The 19,862-nt window shown below is 62.4% G+C and carries 19 protein-coding genes; 16 read left to right on the forward strand and 3 right to left on the reverse strand.

Features of this window, described 5'->3' with window-relative positions:
- Window positions 1–22: 22 nt before the first annotated feature.
- Window positions 23–2,314, reverse strand: a complete 2,292-nt coding sequence (gene bglX / locus HU760_RS05820; RefSeq protein WP_186677537.1) for a beta-glucosidase BglX — start codon at window positions 2,312–2,314, stop codon at window positions 23–25.
- Between the two features lie 186 nt (window positions 2,315–2,500).
- Here bglX and HU760_RS05825 point away from each other — a divergent pair, with 186 nt between their 5' ends.
- Together HU760_RS05825 and HU760_RS05830 are read left to right on the forward strand one after the other, a co-directional pair.
- Window positions 2,501–3,118 carry a TPM domain-containing protein gene (locus HU760_RS05825; protein WP_186677538.1) on the forward strand — a complete coding sequence of 206 codons (618 nt, stop codon included), beginning with the start codon at window positions 2,501–2,503 and terminating at the stop codon, window positions 3,116–3,118.
- Window positions 3,119–3,305: 187 nt separating this feature from the next.
- Window positions 3,306–4,529 (forward strand): class I SAM-dependent methyltransferase, encoded by a 1,224-nt coding sequence (locus HU760_RS05830; RefSeq protein ID WP_186677540.1) that lies wholly within the window; start codon window positions 3,306–3,308, stop codon window positions 4,527–4,529.
- Window positions 4,530–4,533: 4 nt separating this feature from the next.
- Here HU760_RS05830 and HU760_RS05835 read toward each other — a convergent pair whose 3' ends face one another.
- On the reverse strand, window positions 4,534–5,418 hold the full coding sequence (locus HU760_RS05835) for a response regulator transcription factor (protein ID WP_186677541.1): 885 nt from the start codon (window positions 5,416–5,418) through the stop codon (window positions 4,534–4,536).
- A gap of 431 nt (window positions 5,419–5,849) precedes the next feature.
- Between HU760_RS05835 and HU760_RS05840 the strand changes: the two genes are divergently transcribed.
- The 14 genes from HU760_RS05840 (at window position 5,850) to HU760_RS05905 (ending at window position 18,663) form a co-directional block, all read left to right on the forward strand.
- Entirely contained in the window at window positions 5,850–6,044 is a 195-nt protein-coding gene (locus HU760_RS05840; RefSeq protein WP_170032152.1) for a Flp family type IVb pilin, read from the forward strand.
- 36 nt (window positions 6,045–6,080) lie between these two features.
- On the forward strand, window positions 6,081–6,599 hold the full coding sequence (locus HU760_RS05845) for an A24 family peptidase (protein WP_186677542.1): 519 nt from the start codon (window positions 6,081–6,083) through the stop codon (window positions 6,597–6,599).
- Window positions 6,600–6,614: 15 nt separating this feature from the next.
- Window positions 6,615–7,949, forward strand: a complete 1,335-nt coding sequence (locus HU760_RS05850) for a DUF8689 domain-containing protein (RefSeq protein ID WP_186677544.1) — start codon at window positions 6,615–6,617, stop codon at window positions 7,947–7,949.
- A gap of 12 nt (window positions 7,950–7,961) precedes the next feature.
- Window positions 7,962–8,774: a Flp pilus assembly protein CpaB gene (gene cpaB, locus HU760_RS05855; protein WP_186677545.1), complete on the forward strand. Its 813-nt coding sequence runs from the start codon at window positions 7,962–7,964 to the stop codon at window positions 8,772–8,774.
- 62 nt (window positions 8,775–8,836) lie between these two features.
- A complete protein-coding gene (locus HU760_RS05860; RefSeq protein ID WP_225932801.1) occupies window positions 8,837–10,348 on the forward strand; it encodes a type II and III secretion system protein family protein in 1,512 nt (503 codons plus the stop codon).
- Between the two features lie 14 nt (window positions 10,349–10,362).
- Window positions 10,363–10,638 carry a hypothetical protein gene (locus HU760_RS05865; RefSeq protein ID WP_186677547.1) on the forward strand — a complete coding sequence of 92 codons (276 nt, stop codon included), beginning with the start codon at window positions 10,363–10,365 and terminating at the stop codon, window positions 10,636–10,638.
- Window positions 10,639–10,645: 7 nt separating this feature from the next.
- On the forward strand, window positions 10,646–11,992 hold the full coding sequence (locus HU760_RS05870; RefSeq protein ID WP_186677853.1) for a TadE/TadG family type IV pilus assembly protein: 1,347 nt from the start codon (window positions 10,646–10,648) through the stop codon (window positions 11,990–11,992).
- 9 nt (window positions 11,993–12,001) lie between these two features.
- Window positions 12,002–12,472, forward strand: a complete 471-nt coding sequence (locus HU760_RS05875; protein WP_186677549.1) for a TadE/TadG family type IV pilus assembly protein — start codon at window positions 12,002–12,004, stop codon at window positions 12,470–12,472.
- Window positions 12,469–12,972: a TadE/TadG family type IV pilus assembly protein gene (locus HU760_RS05880; RefSeq protein ID WP_170032134.1), complete on the forward strand. Its 504-nt coding sequence runs from the start codon at window positions 12,469–12,471 to the stop codon at window positions 12,970–12,972. The genes HU760_RS05875 and HU760_RS05880 overlap by 4 nt, the downstream gene beginning before the upstream one ends.
- Window positions 12,966–14,183 carry an AAA family ATPase gene (locus HU760_RS05885; RefSeq protein WP_186677551.1) on the forward strand — a complete coding sequence of 406 codons (1,218 nt, stop codon included), beginning with the start codon at window positions 12,966–12,968 and terminating at the stop codon, window positions 14,181–14,183. The genes HU760_RS05880 and HU760_RS05885 overlap by 7 nt, the downstream gene beginning before the upstream one ends.
- Before the next feature lie 3 nt (window positions 14,184–14,186).
- On the forward strand, window positions 14,187–15,629 hold the full coding sequence (locus HU760_RS05890; protein ID WP_186677554.1) for a TadA family conjugal transfer-associated ATPase: 1,443 nt from the start codon (window positions 14,187–14,189) through the stop codon (window positions 15,627–15,629).
- A complete protein-coding gene (locus HU760_RS05895) occupies window positions 15,626–16,612 on the forward strand; it encodes a type II secretion system F family protein (RefSeq protein ID WP_186677557.1) in 987 nt (328 codons plus the stop codon). The genes HU760_RS05890 and HU760_RS05895 overlap by 4 nt, the downstream gene beginning before the upstream one ends.
- 28 nt (window positions 16,613–16,640) lie before the next feature.
- On the forward strand, window positions 16,641–17,609 hold the full coding sequence (locus tag HU760_RS05900; RefSeq protein WP_186677559.1) for a type II secretion system F family protein: 969 nt from the start codon (window positions 16,641–16,643) through the stop codon (window positions 17,607–17,609).
- A gap of 1 nt (window position 17,610) precedes the next feature.
- Complete coding sequence (locus HU760_RS05905; RefSeq protein ID WP_186677561.1) at window positions 17,611–18,663, forward strand: tetratricopeptide repeat protein; 1,053 nt, start codon at window positions 17,611–17,613, stop codon at window positions 18,661–18,663.
- Window positions 18,664–18,675: 12 nt separating this feature from the next.
- On the opposite strand, the gene HU760_RS05910 is transcribed toward HU760_RS05905, so the two are convergent.
- Window positions 18,676–19,683, reverse strand: coding sequence for a DUF4917 family protein (locus tag HU760_RS05910; protein WP_186677564.1), 1,008 nt, complete (start codon window positions 19,681–19,683; stop codon window positions 18,676–18,678).
- Window positions 19,684–19,862: the final 179 nt, after the last annotated feature.

The raw sequence follows: 19,862 nt of genomic DNA on the forward strand, positions 1-19,862 counted from the left end.
CGAAAGGGCCGGCGACCTTCAGTTACAGCAGTTCAAAGCTCTGTTGCTGTACCGCCTGGGAGTCCAGGCCTACCTGGACATTGAACTCGCCCGGCTCGGCCACCTGCTGCAGTTGGCCATTGTAGAACTTCAGGTCTTCCTCGCTGATACGGAAGCTCAAGGTGCGCGACTCGCCCGGCTTGAGCATGAGCTTCTGGAAGTTCTTCAGCTCCTTGACCGGCCGGCTCATCGACGCCGACACGTCCTGCAGGTACAGCTGCACCACGGTCTCGCCTGCCACCTTGCCGGTGTTCTTCACAGTCACCTGGGCCTGCAGTGTGTCGCCACGCTTGAGGTCCTTGCTCGACAGCTTCAGGCCCGACAGCTCGAAGCTGCTGTAGCTCAGGCCATAACCGAACGGATACAGCGGGCCGTTCGGCTCTTCGAAGTACTGCGAGGTGTAGTTGCCTGGCTTGCCTGGGGTGAAGGGGCGGCCGATACGGGTGTGGTTGTAGTACATCGGGATCTGCCCGACCGAGCGCGGGAAGGTGATGGCCAGCTTGCCGGACGGGTTGTAGTCGCCGAACAGCACGTCGGCAATTGCATTGCCACCTTCGGTACCGGCGAACCAGGTTTCGAGAATGGCATCGGCCTGCTCGCGCTCCCAGCTGATCGACAGCGGTCGGCCGTTCATCAGCACCAGCACCAGCGGCTTGCCGGTGGCCTTCAGGGCCTTGATCAGCTCACGCTGGCTGGCCGGGATTTCCAGGGTGGTGCGGCTCGACGACTCGTGGGACATGCCGCGGGATTCACCGACCACTGCCACCACCACGTCGGACTGCTGCGCCGCCTTCACCGCCTCGTCGATCAGCACCGCAGGCGGACGCGGGTCGTCGACGATCTCGGGGGCATCGAAGTTGAGGAAGTTCAGGTAATCGAACATCGCCTTGTTGCCGGTGACGTTGGAACCCTTGGCATAGACCAGTTTGGCCTTGCCCTCGACGGCGCGGCGCAGGCCTTCGCGCACGGTCACCGAGTGCATCGGTTTGCCGTCGGCTGCCCAGCTGCCCATCATGTCGATCGGGGCATCGGCCAATGGGCCGACCAGGGCAATGGTGCCGGCTTTTTTCAGCGGCAGGGTCTGGTTGCGGTTTTCCAGCAATACCAGGCTGCGCCGTGCCACGTCACGCGCGGCTTCGCGGTGCAGGCGGTCGTTGCCATAATAGTCCTTGAGGTCGGTTTCGGCCTTGCCGATGCGCACGTACGGGTCCTTGAACAGACCCATGTCGTACTTGGCGCCCAGCACTTCGCGCACTGCCTGGTCCAGCTCGCGCTGGGTCACTTCGCCGGACTTCAGCAGGCCTGGCAGTTCTTCGCCGTACAGGGTGTCGTTCATGCTCATGTCGATGCCGGCCTTGATCGCCAGCTTGGCGGCTTCGCGACCGTCGCGGGCGACGCCGTGGCGGATCAGTTCCTGGATGGCGCCATGGTCGCTGATGGTCACACCCTTGAAACCCCACTCCTTGCGCAGCAGGTCATTCATCAGCCAGGTGTTGGAGGTGGCCGGTACACCGTTGATCGAGTTCAGCGCCACCATCACCCCGCCGGCACCGGCGTCCAGCGCAGCGCGGTAGGGCGGCAGGTAGTCGTTGTACATTTTCGGCAGGCTCATATCGACCGTGTTGTAGTCGCGCCCGCCTTCCACGGCGCCGTACAGGGCGAAGTGCTTGACGATGGCCATGATGCTGTCGGGGTTGGCCGGGCTGCTGCCCTGGAACGAGCGGACCATCACCTGGCCGATCTTCGAGGTCAGGTAGGTATCTTCGCCAAAGCCTTCACTGGTGCGGCCCCAGCGCGGGTCACGGGCGATGTCGACCATCGGTGCGAAGGTCATGTCCAGGGCGTCGGCCGCCGCTTCGATGGCGGCAGTACGACCGACCTTGGCCACGGCGTCCATGTCCCAGGTCGCGGCCATGCCCAGGCCGATCGGGAAAATCGTGCGTTCACCATGCACGGTGTCGTAGGCGAAGAACATCGGGATCTTCAGGCGGCTGCGCATCGCCGCGTCCTGCATCGGGCGGTTCTCGGGCGCAGTGCGCGAGTTGAAGGTGCCACCGATGCGCCCGGCGGCGATTTCCTCGCGGATCTTGTCCTTGGGCATCTCCGGGCCGATGCTGATCAGGCGCAGCTGGCCGATTTTCTCGGCTTCGGTCATCTGGCTGATCAGATAGTCGATGAACGCCTGCTTGTCCTGCAGGGGCGGAGCGGAGGGGGCGGCGAGGGCCGCCTGGCTGGCCAGGCCCATGGCCAGGCCCAGCAAAGACAGTTTCATCATCAATTCCATTTTTGGGGCCTCTGCCGTATCGACGGTGATACGCGCGCGGCCGAAGTTTTCAGGCGGCTATTGTTGTACGATTTGCGGGCTTTTCTTCCTGCGGCGGATTATGCCTGAATCTGTCGCCAGCGGACGAAGCCCCGAATGCCGGGAAACAACTATAAGAATGCTAAAGAGACCGACGGCATGACCCCCCTCGACGAATACCACCAGCGCCAGATTGCCGAAGCCATTGCCCGCGCCGAACGGCGCACCGATGCCGAGCTGGTCACGGTGCTGGCCCGGCGTGCCGACGATTACGCCTACTGGCCGTTGTTCTGCGCTGCGCTGCTGGCACTGCTGGTGCCGGGCCTGTTGCACTGGCTGCTGGGCTGGCCCGGTGGGCGCGGTTTGCTGGTGGCCAATGTGTTGCTGTTCGTCGGCCTGTGCCTGTTGCTGCGCCAGCCGCGCCTGGCCGCCTGGCTGACCCCGCAGGTGCTGCGCCGCTGGCGCGCGTCGCGCCTGGCCCGGGAGCAGTTTCGCGAACAGAACCTGCAGCGTACGGCCGGCGCCACGGGGGTGCTGATCTTCGTCTGCGAGGCGGAGCGGCATGTGGAGATCCTGGTCGACCGCGGCATCGAGCATCATCTGGATGCCGCGGCTCGCGCGGTGATTGTCGCCCGCCTTGCCGAGCAGGTGCGCCAGGGGCAGACCTTGCAGGGCTTTGTCGAGTGCATCGAGGCGTGCGGCGAGCTGCTCAGCAAACATGTGCCGCCTACCCATGCGCGTAATGAGCTGCCTAATCGGCTGGTGATTCTCGACTGAATCAGCCATTTGCCGGCAGACCGCGGGTCCATGGTGGGAGCGGGCGCGCCGGCGAAGCAGGCAGCGTGGTGGATGGCACCGGCTTTGCCGGTGTTCGCGGGCAAGCCCGCTCCCACAGGATCGGTACCCCCTGTAGAATGCGCACATTGCGCCCTGCGCTTTCCGCTATCCGAGGCACCGCTTTCCTATGTCCGCCAGCTCTTCCGCCCCCGCCGCGCTGGATGCGCGCAGCCAGTTTCTCGACCTGCTCAACGCCACCTTGCACGGCAACACCCTGGTCAAACTGGTGCTGGCGCGCCATGTCGGTGCCGACCAGACCTTGCAACGGATCATTGCCAAGCCGCTGCAGGTCAAGGGCCAGCCATGCCTGTCGCTGGTCTATCGCCACCAGACCCGCGACATTACCCGTAACCTGCCGCTGGAGCAGGCCCAGACGCTGGTCGCCGAACTGCTGCCGGCCAGCTTCCGCAATGCCCACCTGTTCGACGCCGACGGTGAAGTACAGCTGACCTTCAGCAAGAAGGGCAAACCCATGCTCCAGCGCCACGGTGCCCAGGCAGCGCGCGAGGCGGCCGGCAGCAGCGGCCATGACCGCGAGAAAAAGCGTTACCTGGAACTGTCGCGGCCTTTCCTGCGCGATCTGGGCGTGACCGACGCGCAAGGCGCGCTGATCCCGTCCATGTCGCGCAAGTGGAAGCAGATCAACAAGTTCATCGAGGTGTTCGACCACGCCCTGGCCAGCGCTCCGGTGACGGCACAGCAGGCGTTGCGGGTAGCCGATTTCGGTTCGGGCAAAGGCTACCTGACCTTCGCCATGCACGATTACCTGCGCAACAACCTGGGGCGCGAAGCTGAAGTTACCGGCGTGGAACTGCGCCAGGACATGGTCGACCTGTGCAACGCCGCGGCCTCGCGCCTGGCACACCCGGGCCTGGTGTTCCAGTGTGGCGATGTACGCAGCGTGGTGCCGGAGGCCATCGAAGTGATGATCGCCCTGCATGCCTGCGACATTGCCACCGACTACGCCATCCACACCGGCATCCGCTGCAACGCCGCGATCATCATGTGCTCGCCGTGCTGCCACAAGCAGATCCGCCCGCAGCTGCACAGCCCGGGGTTGTTGCAACCGATGCTGCAATACGGCCTGCACCTGGGCCAGCAGGCCGAAATGCTCACCGACAGCCTGCGCGCGCTGTACCTGGAAGCCTGCGGTTACGAGACCAAGGTGTTCGAGTTCATCTCGCTGGAGCACACCAACAAGAACAAGATGATTCTTGCGGTGAAACGGCGGCAGGTGGGAGACAACACGGCATTGCTGGAAAAGATCGCGCAGCTCAAGGCGTTCTATGGGGTGCAGGAGCATTGCCTGGAGACATTGTTGCGGGCGGACGGTTTGCTGCCTGGGGCATGACCCATCAGCGGTTCTTGTGAAACGCCGCACTTGTCGGCAACGCATTTTCCAGCACGCGCGCCAGTGCGCTCTTCAACGGGTCGGCTTCGCTGATCACGCCGCCGAGCTGGCTGGCCTGGCGATATTCGCTGGGTGTGCAGTTGGTGAACTGCTTGAAGGCGCGGGCGAAATAGGAGGGGTCCTTGAAGCCGGCTTCATAGCCGATGCTGGTGATGGGCATCTGGCTGTTGGCGAGCAGGTCCATGGCCAGGTTCATGCGCTTGCTCAGGATGTACTCGACAAAACCAAGCCCATTGACCTCCTTGAACAGGCGACTGAAGCGAGCCGTGGTCATGCCGCAGCGCTGGGCGAGGTCCTTCTGGTCGATGCATTCGCGAAAATGCTGGTCGATGTAGGGCATGACCTTGCCAAGCGCCTTGTGCTTGTGGTGTTCGTTGGTCAGGCGAATGCTGTCTGGCAGCGACGGCAGATGGTCGATCTGCTGCGCATTGTCCTGACGGTTGGCGACACGACGGACCTCGCAAAGCTGTTTCAGTACATCGAGGTAACGGCTCATCTCGCTGCTGGTCAGCGGCAAGACCAGGTACTCCCAGACACGTGAGCGCATGGCCCAAACCGCCAGCTCTTCGGAATGCTGCACGGTGAACATGGTGATCGGGATGGAGGGGGAGTTGCGCTTCACTTCCAGCAGCAGGTTGAGGTTGAGCGTGTCGGGGCGATCGAAATGCATGCAGATCATGTCTGCCTGCTGGCGCTCGGCAGCCGTGACCGATTTTGCCAGCTTGCAATCGCAGACATGGCTGAATTGCGCCATCAATGCTTCGGTGGATCGATCGCGGGTCAGATCGAACCACAGCAACAGCGGCTTTCTGCCCAAGTTAGACATCATGCTTAACCTGCTCCTGGCGGGTTTCCCTACGTGCTGAAGTATCGACAATAGACTATCGGCCTGCCGAATGATTGGTTATCAGGCTAGTTCAAATTTTTTATTTGAGATCTATGTCTTCGCTAAAGCACTGATTCCAGACACTCTCGGCTGGATACCTGGTGGTTGAACCGGGTGACCGCCTGTCGGCATTGAACAAGATTGCCGATGCATGTCCGGAATCGGCAGCAACTGCATGTGAAAACGCGTCTCGCGTAGAGTTGCCCCCACTTGTTTTCACGTTTTCAGGTGATGGCAAAAAGCCGCAAAAAAGTCCTAGCGATTCGCAAAAAACTCCTAACGACTATGGCCACCCGCTGACTAGGATTCCCAACAGGTAGTGCAAACGCCACTGCCCGGGAAGAAGAACATTGTCCTTAGCGAGGTGAGCGAAAATGACTCTGCAAACAATCAAGGCTTCGGTCACGAAGTTTGTCAAAGACGAAGACGGCCTGACCGTCGTGGAATATGCAGTAGCCGGTGGGTTGATCGCCCTCGTTCTGGTGACGGCTTTTACCAACTTGGGCACTGCGGTCAAGACCAAGATCAACGCGCTGATCACTGCCCTCGGCGGTACCCCTGCTCCTTGAATCAATTAATGACCAAGCCCCAGGGGGGATGCAGCAATGTCAGCAGAGTCTCTGTCCGCCATTGTCGTGCTGCTAGGGCTGTTGGGCATTGCGGTGGTTGGCGATCTTCGCAGCCACCGCATTCCCAACCTGTTGATCTTGTTGGGGCTGGGGTTGGGGTTGGCAGGCCAGGTTCATGCAGCAGGATTTGCCGGGCTGGGTAATGGCGTGCTGGGCATGTTGATAGGTTTTACCGTTTTCATTCCGATGTACGCGCTGGGGGGCATGGCCGCCGGCGACGTTAAGTTGATGGCCATGGTCGGTACCTTCCTTACACCGCATGACGCACTTTCGGCTGCACTTCTCAGCCTGATAGCCGGCGGCGTATGGGGGATGTCGATAGTGTTAATACGCGGACAGTTGAAACAGACTTTGCAACGCTATTGGTTGGTGTTGACGGCTCAGGCCTATTTTGCACCGACGGCCGATGAAGTTGCAGGCAAGCCTTTTCCTTATTCAGTCGCGATCCTGTCCGGAACCCTTGTCAGCCTTTTCTGGCAACCGCTTGGCCAATAGCCTGGGAGGCTAACGATGTACGCACTCAGAGACAGTGGTGCCTGCGCCTTCGCCAAGGAAGCAGTGCAAAGCCTGGCACCTCAGCCACGTACAGTTCGCGAAACTGGCCTGGCCGAAAGCTTTCTCGGTGATTTGCTGTGCAAGCACCTGCACGACGCCGGAACGCTGGATCTGGCGCGCCTGGTAGAGCGCCTGGCGCTGACCGGTGCAGTGGTGGAAGAAGTGTTGGCCTTCCTGCGCAAGGAAGGCCGCGTCGAGGTGCTGGGCCAGGTCGGTGTGCAATCGGGTGGGCAGGCGCTGCGCTTCGGCCTGACCGAGCGCGGCCGCAGTACTGCCCGTGATGCACTGGCGCGCAGCGGTTATATCGGCGCGGCGCCTTTCCCGGTAGGTGCCTACCGGGACCTGCTCAAGCTGCAGACCATCCACCATGGCTGCATCACTACCCAGGACATGCAAACCGCCTTCGCAGGCGTGGTGCTTGCGGAGGGTATGCTCGATCAACTGGGCGTAGCGCTGAACTCCGGGCGCGCCATCATGATTTACGGCCCTGCAGGCACTGGCAAGACCTACATCAGCAGCCGCCTGATTCGCCTGTTCGGGGAGGCCATCTGGGTCCCCCGTGCCATCGAGATCAACGAGTCGATCATCGAGGTCTTCGACCCCCAGGTGCATCAGCCCCTGGAGGAGGAGGGCCAACAGAACAGCCTGCTGCTCAACGAAGGGATCGATCGGCGGCTGGTGCGCTGCAAGCGCCCGGTTGTCATCACCGGCGGCGAACTGGGCATGGAGCAACTGGATATCCGCTTCGACTCCGCGAGCCGCCAATACCAGGCATCCTTGCAGCTCAAGGCCAGCAATGGCCTGTTCATCATCGACGACATGGGCCGCCAGCGCATGGCCCCGGCCGAGCTGCTCAATAGGTGGATCGTGCCGATGGAAGAGAAGCGCGACTTCCTCAACCTGGGGGGCGGGCGCCATTGCGAACTGCCGTTCGACCTGGTGCTGGTGTTCTCCACCAATCTCAATCCGCTGGAGTTGGCCGACGAGGCCTTTTTACGGCGCATTGGCTATAAGCTGCAATTCAGCTACCTGAAAGTCGATGAGTACGAGCGCATCTGGCGCCAGGAGTGCGAGCGCCTGGGCCTGGTGTACGAACCGTCGCTGTTGCGCTATGCGCTGCAGGCACTCTACGAGGCCGAAGGCGTGCCGTTGGTGCCATGCCACCCGCGCGACCTGCTGAGCATGGCGCTCGACCGCCAGCGTTATCTGGGCGGCGAGGGGCCGTTGTCGGCGCAGGAACTGAAATGGGCCTGGCAAAACTACTTCGTCCAGATCGACTTCCTTGGATAAGGAGATGCACATATGAGCGCCCGTACGCCGATCCTGGTTGCCGTTTCCCTGACCCTGGGACTTGGCGCCGCCTTGATGGCCAACAACTGGCTGAACGGGCGGCTCAAGGCCAGCCCGGATGACAACATGAAGAGCGTGGTGATCGCCACGGTGGAGATCCCGTTCGGGCAGATGATCGAGGCCCAGCAGGTCACCTTGGTGCGCATGCCCAAGGATACCGTGCCCGACGATGCCTTCGACAGTACTGAAAAGGTGCAAGGCAAGATCGCCACCTTCGCCCTGCTGCGTGGCGATGTGCTGCGCAGCGCGCGGGTGGCCGAGCACCTGGGTGGCAGTACCCTGGCGTCGTTGATTGCCCCCGACAAACGGGCCATTTCGGTGCGTGTGGACGATGTGGTCGGGGTAGGCGGGTTCCTCTTGCCGGGTAACCGGGTCGACGTGCTGGCGACCCGGCAAAGCGATGGCAGCAGTAACCAGGCCGAGTCCACCACCATCCTCCAGAACCTGCGGGTGTTGGCTGTGGACCAGACGGCAGGGACCGACAAGACCCAACCGGTGGTGGTGCGTGCCGTGACCCTGGAAATGTCGGCCAAAGAGGCAGAGGTGCTGGTCAAGGCGCAATCCGAAGGGAAGCTGCAACTGGCCTTGCGTAACCCGCTGGACGCGCAGAAACCAGCTCCAGTGGTTGCCGCTGCCGAGCCGGTCAAGGCTGCGCCGCCAGTGATCAAGCCCCAACCGAAACCGGTGCTGAATCGCGGCAGTGGCGGTGGCGCTATCACCATCATTCGCGGGACTGAAGTCGAAATAGCGAAAGCAAGATTTTAACGCAGCTGGCATGCAGTGGCTAACCTTCGGTGGGAACAAGATCACTTCGCAAGGAGTCGTGAATGAATACTTGGCAGAGAGTAGGGCTGTACCTGTTGTGCGGGCTGGGCATGCAGTTGCTGATCGCTGGCGCTACCCAGGCGGAAGGCTTGGGGTCTGAGTTCAGCTCCCTGCCAGCGGCCAACGGCAATGCGATTCAGGTACCGATCTTCAAGTCGCGTACTATCAGCAGCCGTACAGCGGTCAGGAAAATTTCGGTCGGCAACCCTGAAATTGCCGACATCCTCATTACCAGCCCAACCCAGCTCTACCTGCTCGGGCGGTCCCTGGGCACTACCAACGTGCTGCTGTGGGACGCCAACAACCGCTTGATCGAGACCTTCGATGTGGAAGTGGTGCATGACCTCACCGGGCTCAAGACCAAACTGCACCAGCTGCTGCCCGCAGAGAACATCGAGGTGTTCAGCGCCCAGGGCGCGCTGGTGCTGCGCGGCCAGGTGAGCAGCGCTGCGGCCATGGACACGGCGATGAAGGTCGCCAAGACCTATGCCGCGCAAACCTCGAGCGTGGTGCAAGGCAAGGGCGAGGCTGCCGCAGCGGCACCGGCCCAGTCGCTGGAGGTGATCAACCTGCTCAGCGTCGGTGGTGGCCAGCAGGTGATGCTGGAGGTCAAGGTGGCCGAGATGCAGCGCAGCCTGATCAAGAACCTCAACGTGCGCTTCAATGCCCTTGGCTCTGGCGGCAACTGGAGCGGTGGCGGCTTCAACAATGGCCAGGGGCTGGGCCTGACACCCGGTGGCGGCTCGATCCTTTCGCCCGGTTCGCTGATAGGTGGTGGCAAAGGCCTGTTCGCCCAGTTCCTGTCCGACGACTTCCTGTTCAACGTGGTACTCGAGGCGTCCAAGGACAATGGTTCTGCCAAGGTGCTGGCCGAACCCACCCTGACCACCCTGAGCGGCCAGCAGGCAGAGTTCATTTCTGGTGGCGAGTTCCCGGTGCCGATCACCGAGGACGATGGCATTACCATCGAGTACAAGGAATTCGGGGTCGGGGTGAAGTTCATGCCGGTGGTGCTCGATTCCGGCCGCATCAACCTCAACCTGAATGTCTCGGTGAGCGAGCTTTCCAACGCCAACTCGCTGGTGCTCGACACCGGCCTCGGCAGCATCCTGGGCGACAGTGTGGCCCAGGTGATTCCGTCACTGACCAAGCGCAGTGCCGAGTCCACGGTCGAACTGGGCAATGGCCAGACCATCGCCATCGCCGGCCTGATCAGCGAAAACACCCGTGACTTCGTCAGCCGGTTCCCGGGGCTGGGGGATCTGCCGGTGCTCGGCCACCTGTTCCGCAGCCAGTCGTTCATCAACGGCGAAACCGAACTGGTGATCCTGGTGACACCGCACCTGGCCAAGCCCGTGGATGCCAAGGCGGTACGTCTGCCCACCGAGAAATTCGTCGAACCCAGTGACCTGGACTTCTACCTGCTCGGCAAGACCAAGGGCAGCGAGCCCGGTCGCGCGGTCCCCGTCAGCCTTGGGGTCAGCAATGGCAACTTTGGCCATGATCTGAACTGATCGGAGAAACCAGCATGAGAACCGTGATCGTGTGTTGCGCGCTTGTATCGGGGTTGTCCGGTTGCATGACCTACGACCCAGGCCGGGTGGGCCCGCTGGGCTACAGCGTCTACCAGACCAACTACCAGCAGATTGCCGACAAGGAGGTTGCCGCCCACCCGGGCACTGAGCTGCCGGCCGCCGGCGTCGATGGTCCGTTGCTGGAGAAGGTAGTCAATGGCTACCGGGGCGCGACCGGCGAAGCTGAGCAGATTAGCCAGCCGATCCAGATCAAGTTCAGCAACGATTGAGGGCGTGATCATGACTCCTCGAGCTCAACGTGCGTTCACCGCCTGGCCAGGCCAGCAGCGGGGGGCAGTGACTGTCATTATCGTGATCGCCCTGGTCGCGATACTGATGATGGCGGCGTTGGTGCTCGATGGCGGCCATATGCTGTTGAACAAGACCCGCCTGCAGAACGCCGTGGATGCAGCTGCCCTGAGTGGCGCGAAAACCCTGAGCCAGGTAATGGGTGCAGGCAACGCCGCCAGTGCCACACGGGATGCCGCGCTGTTTACCCTGAACGAGAATGCCAAGGCTGCGGGCAACCAGGAACTGCTCACGGCCATCGGGGGCAACCTTGGGGCATTTGCCGTGGTGGAGCTGGCCGACAACGTCTATGGTCCGTTCTCCTTCCCCGGGCCAGCCAATGCCAGCTATGTGCGGGTCAAGGTCGCGAACTACTCGCTGGCGGGTTATTTCTGGAGCATCGCCCAGTCGATCGGTACCGGCACCGTCGGTGCCAAGAGCCTGACAGCGATCGCCACCGCCGGGCCGAGCCCGACCAGCCCCTGTAGCCTTGCGCCGCTGCTGGTGTGTGGCGACCCGGCAAAATACAACCCGGATACCGGTATGTTCTGGGGATATCGCTTCGGTGACCTGGAGGTGTTGAAGTCTGCCGCCAAGAACAGCGACCCGATAGGCCCCGGCAATTTCCAGCTGCTCGACTTCGGCGCGGGCGGCAAGGAGGTGGGCGACCTCCTGGCAGGCGGCGGCTCGGTTTGTCGTAACGTTGGTGACAGCGTCGACACCAAGCCTGGCAACACCGTCGGCCCTTCCGTCCAAGGCCTGAATACGCGCTTTGGCGACTACACCGGGCCATACAGGAGCAGCGACTATCCGCCTGACCTGGTGACCACCTACAGCAATCCGCTGATGACGTACAACGACGCTGTCGCACCCGCGCGGGTGGAGTATGGCGGCAAACCTGTTGCTTCTAGCAATGGCAACCTCTCGGCCGGTGGCACCCAGCTGTTCGACTACAACGACTATGCCGCACGTGCTGCGGCGTGTGTCGCGGGTGGGGGAACCGGGTGCGAGTCAAACGGGGTGTTCGAGCGCAGGATACTGCGGATCGTGGTCGGCGACTGTTCGGGCAAGAATGCAGGAGCGACCTCGATTCCGGTGCTCGGCTTCGGCTGTTTCTACGTGCTCCAGCCAGCCCAGAGCGTTGGAGGGGACTCGCAGATCTTCGGCCAGTTCGTCAAGCAGTGCGATGGCGACAACGTACCCGGGCCCACGCCGCAGGACGATGCAGGCCCGCAGATCATTCAGCTGTACAAGACCTTCATCAATGGCAGTGGCACACCGAGCATCGACTCCTAGGAGCGTGTCATGGAACTTCACCGGCTCAAGCGCGCGCGGCGCCAGCAAGGGGTGGCAATCGTCGAGTTCACGCTGACCCTGCCATTGCTGTTGCTGACCTTGCTGGTCTTTGGCGAATTCGGCCGCATGCTCTACCAGTACAACAGCTTGTTGCAGGGCAGCCGTGATGCTGCACGTTACGTCGCCAGCCGAGCCTGGAACGCGACCCTTGGCCAGGTCGAAGTAAGCCCCGACCTCGAGTGCATGACCAAATACGTGGCGGTGTTCGGTGCCCCTTCCGCGCCGCCCTGCAGCCTGAGCGGGATGCCGGCCAACACCACCGTACAGGTGGCCAAGGTGGCGGGTACCACCGACCACGTGCAGGTGACCATCAGCTATGTGTTTTCCCCGCTGATCGCCAGCGGCATTCCGGCCTTTGTCGGCAACAGCGTGGCGCTGAACTTCCCGCTGGTTGCCACCACCGTGATGAGGGCACTGTGATGAAGCGCAGCATGCAGGGGGTGTATGTGGTGGAGTTCGCCTTCATCAGCGTATTGCTGTTCACCCTGTTGTTTGGGGTGCTGGAAATGGGGCGGCTGTATTACACCGTGAATGTGCTGAACGAATCCGTACGGCGGGGAGCACGCCTGGCGGCGGTATGCAATATCAGCGACCCGGTCGTGCTGCGCCGGGCGATCTTCAACAGCGCCGGTGACAGTGGCGTCAGCAGCCTGTTGGCCGACCTGGACACCGGTGACCTGACTCTGCGGTACCTGGACCAGAACGGCGCGCCGGTGGCCAGCCCCGGTGACCTGGTGAATGCCAGCGGATTTGCCGCTGTGCGCTATGTCCAGCTGACCCTGCAGAACTTCCAGTTCAGCCTGTTCATTCCAGGTTTTGGGGTACCCATCACCTTGCCCGTATTCAAGGCGACCCTGCCTCGCGAAAGCCTTGGCCGTCATCCCAGGGCGGACGTCGCACCGGAGATCACACCATGCTGAATTTGAGTGAAGCCTCTGTATCCGCTACTTCCAGCAAGTCCAGGAAGCGCCTGTTGATCAGCAGCTCGGACGCGTTGGCCTTGCGCCAGTTGCAGGAAATCTGCCAGCGCATTCCGGCACTCGAGGTCAATGTTCGGCAGGTGGGCAATGGCCATAACGACCCGCTGTTCGGCCTGGACCGGATGCCCGACTTCCTGCTGTTGCGCGTCGGCCAGCTGTGGCGCGAGGAGCTGGCAGCCCTGTTGCAACGCCCGGCCCACGAACGCCCGCCGCTGTTGCTGTGTGGCCTGCTGGATGATCGGGAAGGCATGCGCCTGGCGATGCAGGCCGGGGCGCGCGATTTTCTGCCGGAGCCGATCGTGGCCACGGAGCTTATCGCGGCCTTGGGCCGTATGGTCACGGAGACCCAGACCAGCAGCGAGTCGACCGGCAAGCTGGTCGCGGTGATGAATGCCAAGGGCGGCTCCGGTGGCACGGTACTGGCCTGTAACCTGGCGCATCAGTTGAGCCTCAAGGGCAACGCCCTGTTGCTTGACCTGGACCTGCAGTTCGGCAGCGTGTCGCATCACCTGGATGTTGCCCAGTCGCACAGCCAACTGGACGTGCTGCAGCAGATAAAAGAGATGGATGGTGTCGCCCTGCGCGGCTTCTGCAGCCATTTCAGCCCCTCGCTGCATGTGCTTGGCAGCCGCGCCAATGAGCTGTGCCTGCCGCAGGATGTCCAGGCCGAACAGCTCGACAGGCTGCTGCAGCTGGCGCGCGCCAACTATGACTGGGTGGTGGCGGACCTGCCACGGCAGATCGACCACATCACTGCTACGGTGCTGGAACAGGCTGACCGGGTTTATGTCGTCATGCAGCAAAGTGTCAATCACCTGCGTGACGCCAGCGCCCTGGCGCGCATTCTGCGGGATGACCTGGGCGTACGGGGCAACCAGCTCGAGGTGGTGGTCAACCGCTACGACAAGGCGGCCCCGGTCAGCCTCAAGGACATCGGCGAGGCGCTGCGCTGTACCAATATCGTGAAACTGCCCAATGACTTCAGCGTCATCAACCAGAGCCAGAACACCGGTGTGCCGTTGGCTTTGCAAGCGCCTCGGTCTGCCATCGCCCAGGCGTTGCGTGGCCTGGCCGAGGCGCTGGCTGGCGAAGCGGTGGCCACTGACAACGGCTTGTTCAAGCGCGCATTCAAGCGTGTCTTTCGGGGGTGAACCATGCTCAACGACTTCCGTAACCGTTTACGCAAACAGACTGGCACCCCGGAGGCCGCCTCGCCGCCCATGCAAAGTGGCGGCGTGAAGGATGCGGCAGAGGCGCTGATGGCCTGGGAGCAAGCAGCACCGGATGTGCTTTTCGAAACCAGAACCCAGGTCACCCAGGTGGAAGCCGAATGGCGCGAGAAGACCTATCAGCAACTGCTGAAGGTCATGGACCTGTCCTTGCTCGACTCGCTCGGGCAGGCCGAGGCCGTGCGCCAGATCCGCGACATCTGCCAACGCCTGCTCGACGAGCAGTCGGCGCCGGTGAGCTCAGCCAGCCGCCAGTTGATCATCAAGCAGATCACCGACGAAGTGCTCGGCCTCGGCCCTTTGGAGCCGTTGCTGGCTGACCACACGGTGTCCGACATCCTGGTGAATGGCCATGACTCGGTGTACGTCGAACGGTTCGGCAAGTTGCAGCGCACCGACGTGCGTTTCCGCGATGACCAGCACCTGCTGAACATCATCGATCGCATCGTCTCCAGCCTGGGCCGACGCATCGACGAGTCGTCGCCGTTGGTCGATGCCCGGCTCAAGGACGGTTCGCGGGTCAATGCGATCATCCCTCCACTGGCCATCGATGGGCCCAGTATCTCCATCCGCCGCTTTGCCGTGGACCTGCTCAATACCGAAAGCCTGATCCAGACGGGCGCGTTGACGCCAGCCATCGCCTTGCTGCTCAAGGCGATCGTGCGGGGACGGTTGAACGTGTTGATTTCCGGCGGCACGGGCTGCGGCAAGACCACCATGCTCAATGTGCTGTCCAGTTTCATTCCGCACAACGAACGGATTGTCACCATCGAGGACTCGGCCGAGCTGCAACTGCAGCAGCCGCATGTGGTACGCCTGGAAACCCGGCCGGCGAACATCGAGGGGCGCGGCGAGGTCGGCCAGCGCGAGCTGGTGCGCAACAGCCTGCGGATGCGCCCCGACCGCATCGTGATCGGCGAGGTGCGTGGCGCCGAGGCGCTGGACATGCTGACGGCGATGAACACCGGCCACGATGGTTCGCTGACCACCATCCACGCCAACACCGCGCGCGATGCCCTGGGCCGGATCGAGAACATGGTGCTGATGTCTGGCGCCACGTTCCCGATCAAGGCCATGCGCCAGCAGATCGCATCGGCCATCGATGTGGTGATCCAGCTGGAGCGCCAGGAAGACGGCAAGCGGCGCCTGGTCAGTGTGCAGGAGATCAACGGCATGGAAGGCGAAATCATCACCATGACCGAGATCTTCTCCTTCGTGCGCAATGGTGTGGGCGAGCAAGGCCAGGTACTTGGTGACTTCCGCCCGAGCGGCATGGTCCCGGCGTTCCGCGATGCCCTGGCCAAACGTGGTATCGAGTTGCCGCTGGCGATGTTCAGGCCTGAATGGATGGAGGCTCGTCAGCCATGAGCCAGATACCCGGCGAATACATCCTGGTGTTTCTCGGCATGGTGTTCATTGCCGTGTTTCTGCTCAGCCAGGGGCTGGTGGTGCCCGTGTTTGGCGAGGCGGGCAAGGTGCGCAAGCGTATCCGCGGCCGCCTGGCGATCCTGGAGCGGGCAAGCCACCTGCCGAACATGCAGACCGTGTTGCGGCAGAAATACCTGACACGTCTGTCGCCGCTGGAGGCGCGGCTCGAGCAGTTGCCGTTCATGGCCACGCTGACGCAGATGATCGAGCAGGCCGGGCATGAATACCGCGCCTACCGGGTACTGTTGACCGGGCTCGTGCTGGCAGCGGCGAGCGGCATGCTGGTCTGGCTGTTCCTGCCTTACTGGTGGCTGGCGCTGGCGGCTGCGTTCGTGGCGTTCTGGTTGCCACTGCTGAAGATCATCCGGGACCGTGGCAAGCGTTTCGCCAAGTTCGAGGAAGGTTTGCCGGATGCGCTGGAGGCCATGTGCCGGGCCTTGCGTGCCGGGCACCCGTTCAATGAAACCCTGCGCCTGGTAGCGGATGAGCACAAGGGGCCGGTGGCACAGGAATTCGGCCTGACCTTCGCCGACATCAACTACGGCAATGATGTGCGCCGGGCCATGCTCGGCCTGCTGGAGCGCATGCCCAGCATGACGGTGATGATGCTGGTGACCTCGATCCTGATTCATCGCGAGACCGGCGGCAACCTGACCGAAGTGCTGGAGCGCCTGAGCAACCTGATCCGTGGGCGTTTCCGCTTTCAGCGCAAGGTCAAGACCATGTCGGCCGAAGGGCGGATGTCGGCCTGGATATTGGTGGCCATACCCTTTCTGCTGGCGGCAGCGATCATTGTCACAAGCCCGGACTACCTGACGTTGCTGATCAAGGATCCTACCGGGCAGATGTTCGTCATGGGGGCCTTTGGCTCAATGTTGGTGGGGATTTTCTGGATTCGTCGAATTATCCGTATCCAGATTTAGGCAGTTCTCGCAAGGGGAAGCGTCGATCATGGACTATGTGCTCGGGTTGTTGAATGGGGTAACGGACAATGAAGCATTGGCACGCCTGCTGATCGTCGGGGCGATCGGGCTGAGTACGGTCATTGCGGTCATTACCTTGACGTTGCTGGTGCTGGGCTTGCAGAGCCCGTTGCAACGCCGTCTTGCCTTGATCAAGCGTGATCATTCCAGCGCTGCGACCGGGCGGGAGGCACCCGGCAACCTGCAGCTGCTGCTGGAGCGGGTAGGGCGGCGCATTACGCCGTCTGCAGCCGGCAAGGTGTCGGCTACCCGAACCCTGTTGACCCATGCCGGCTATGGCTCGGCGTCGTCGCTACAAGTGTACTGGGCCGTGCGTCTGCTGTTGCCGCTGACGCTGGCGGGTGTGTCGCTGCTGATATTGCCCATGGTGCCGAACGTTTCCCCGATGACCGGCCTGGGCGTGGTGGTCATGGGGGCTGCCGTCGGCTGGCTGCTACCGGCGATGTATGTGGACAAACGCCGGACCGCGCGGCAGGGGCGGTTGCGGGCGGCCTTTCCTGATGCCCTGGACTTGATGGTGGTATGCGTGGAGTCGGGCCTGGCATTGCCCCAGGCGATCGAGCGGGTGGCCGAAGAAATGGCGGTCAGCCAGGCCGAACTGGCCGAGGAACTGGCCTTGGTCAATGCGCAGATCCGCGCGGGTATTTCCAGCACCGAAGCGCTCAGGCAACTGGCGGATCGCACCGGCCTGGAAGACATTCAAGGCCTGGTCAGCCTGCTGGCGCAGAGCATCCGTTTCGGCACCAGCGTCGCGGCGACCTTGCGTATCTATGCCGAGGAGTTTCGCGACCGGCGCATGCAGGCCGCTGAAGAAATGGGCGCGAAAATCGGAACGAAGCTGGTTTTTCCGCTAATTTTCTGTCTGTGGCCAAGCTTTTTTCTGGTAGCCATCGGCCCGGTGATCATCGGGATAATAAAAACGTTCGGGAAGCCATGACATGAACAGGATCGGTTTGCTGTTGACCATGATAGCCGTGCTGTCGGGGTGCCAGAGCATGGGGCCGGAGCTGAACGGGGTGCGTTCGGTCTATTCGGCTGGCAACTCGGTGCTTTACCAGGTGCAGACGCAGAGCAACTCGCCCGACCAGGCGATGCAGGTAGCGGCGATGGCCTACCAGGCGGGGGACCTGGACCAGGCACTGTACCAATACCTGCGGGTTCTCGAACTGGCCCCGGAGCGCTATGAGGCGCTGGTCTGGGTGGGGCGTATTCACCGTGAGCGTGGTAATAACCAGCTTGCCGAGATGGCCTTCAACGAAGTGCTGGGCAAGGCACCCGAAAACCCCGATGCCCTGACCGAACTGGGCCTGCTGAACCTGTCCATGCGTAAATATGAGCAAGCCAAGGCGCTGTTGTCCCAGGCCGTGGCGGTGGATCAGAAACGTTTCGTCAAGGACCCCGCCAATACCCAGACCGGGGCGGCGGCGCTCAGGGTCGACAACAAGTCTCCGCTGAAGGCGTACAACGGGCTGGGCGTGCTCGCCGACCTGGGTGACAACTTCGCCGAGGCCCAGATGTACTACCGCCTGGCCGAGCTCATCGAGCCACGTTCTGCGTTCGTGCAGAACAGCCTGGGCTACTCCTACTACATGGCCGGGCAATGGACTGAAGCCGAACAGCACTACAAACGTGGGGTGAGCTACGACGGCACCTACAAGCCGCTGTGGCGCAACTATGGCTTGCTGCTGGCGCGCATGGCGCGTTATGAAGAGGCGGTGTCTGCCTTCGAGCAGGTCGAAAAACGTGCCGAAGCCAGCAATGATGTCGGCTATGTCTGCCTGGTAGAAGGCAAGCTGGACATTGCCGAGCAGTTTTTCCGCAGCGCGATCGAACAGTCGCCCGGGCACTATCCAGTTGCCTGGGAAAACCTCAACAGGGTCCAGCAGGTACGGCAGATTCGCCAGTTGGGCGGCAATGCACCGGTGGCCGAGCCGGTTGCGGTGGGCCCGGTGGGCCCGGTGGTGCAGGTGACGACCGCGTCGGCGCCTTGATCGTGTGAGTGCTCAGCGGGTTGGCGGCAGTGCTGTCGCCAATTCCGCGCTACCCAGCGGATGGGTATTGGCATCGAAGAAATGCAATGCCGCAGCAGGCAGATCCCCGAACCGATCAACGAAATGCTGCTTCTGGTTGATCACCGAAGCCTCGCTCAACGGCCGTATTGCCACCGCCAGATGCTTCGGCCGAGCCTGCCGAATGGCTTCGAGCAGGTGCTGGTCAGTGCTGTCCAGATGCTGCCCGAACAGGCATAGCCCCTGGCTTTCCCGCGCCAGTTGCCCCAGGCACCAGCTCAGGTAGTCCGAGTTGCGGATGGCGCGCAGTTTCTCGTCGCTGCGGTCTTCGTTGACGAACAGCGGTACTTCGCCGGGGATGTTCACGGCGAAACCATCGAGCAGTTCGGCGCTGTCGGCGCTGCGCTGGCGGGTGCTGCCGTCGGGCAGCTTGAGCAGGTGCAGGCCGCCGTGCAGGTGCAGCAGCCGGGTGCCTTCACCGTGGGTGCGACGCACGTCGAAGAAGCCTTGCTCGTCGAACAGCTCGACGAAACCGTGTGGTGCGTGTTGCACGGCCCATGGCAGCAGCAGATCGTAGTTGCTGGTATAGACGCTGCGGTAGCTGCGCAGGGCCTGGTTGAGCGCTGCCAGGGTGGCGACCGGCATGCGTGGCCACGGCAGATGTACGGTGCGAACGGCGTGGATCAGCGCTTCCTTGATCGAATAGTAGCGGTTCAGCGGCGCGGTGGAATTGATCGCCAGCGCGGCGTTGGCCCGTACTGTCGTGTTGAGGGTGCTGAGCACGGGCTCGAACAGTTCCGTGCCCAGCGACTTGAACAGGGCCTGGTCGCTGACCGCCAGGCCTTTCTTGCGGCCGGCGCGCTGCGCTTCCTCGAACAGCGAGAAGTAGCCGAACGGCTTCCACAGGGCCCGGCTGAAGCCATTGCCCAGCAACAGGGCGTCACAAGGATGGCGGGCGGCAAGTGCTGGCCAGGGAATGAGGGCGGCGTCGAGTGCGGGCATGCTGGGGTCCGTTGGCTGGAGCGGGAACGGGGGCGACTTTAGCATGCCATGCAAGCTGTGTAGCTTGTACTGGCCCTATCGCCGGCAAGCCAGCTCCCACAAGTACAGCGTCAATTCGAAGTCAGCGCCGTTGCTGTGAAAGCAGGCGTGCCCGCCATAGGGCCAGCATCACCGGCACG

This window comes from Pseudomonas oryzicola (assembly GCF_014269185.2).
In the GTDB taxonomy this organism is placed as follows: Bacteria; Pseudomonadota; Gammaproteobacteria; order Pseudomonadales; family Pseudomonadaceae; genus Aquipseudomonas; species Aquipseudomonas oryzicola.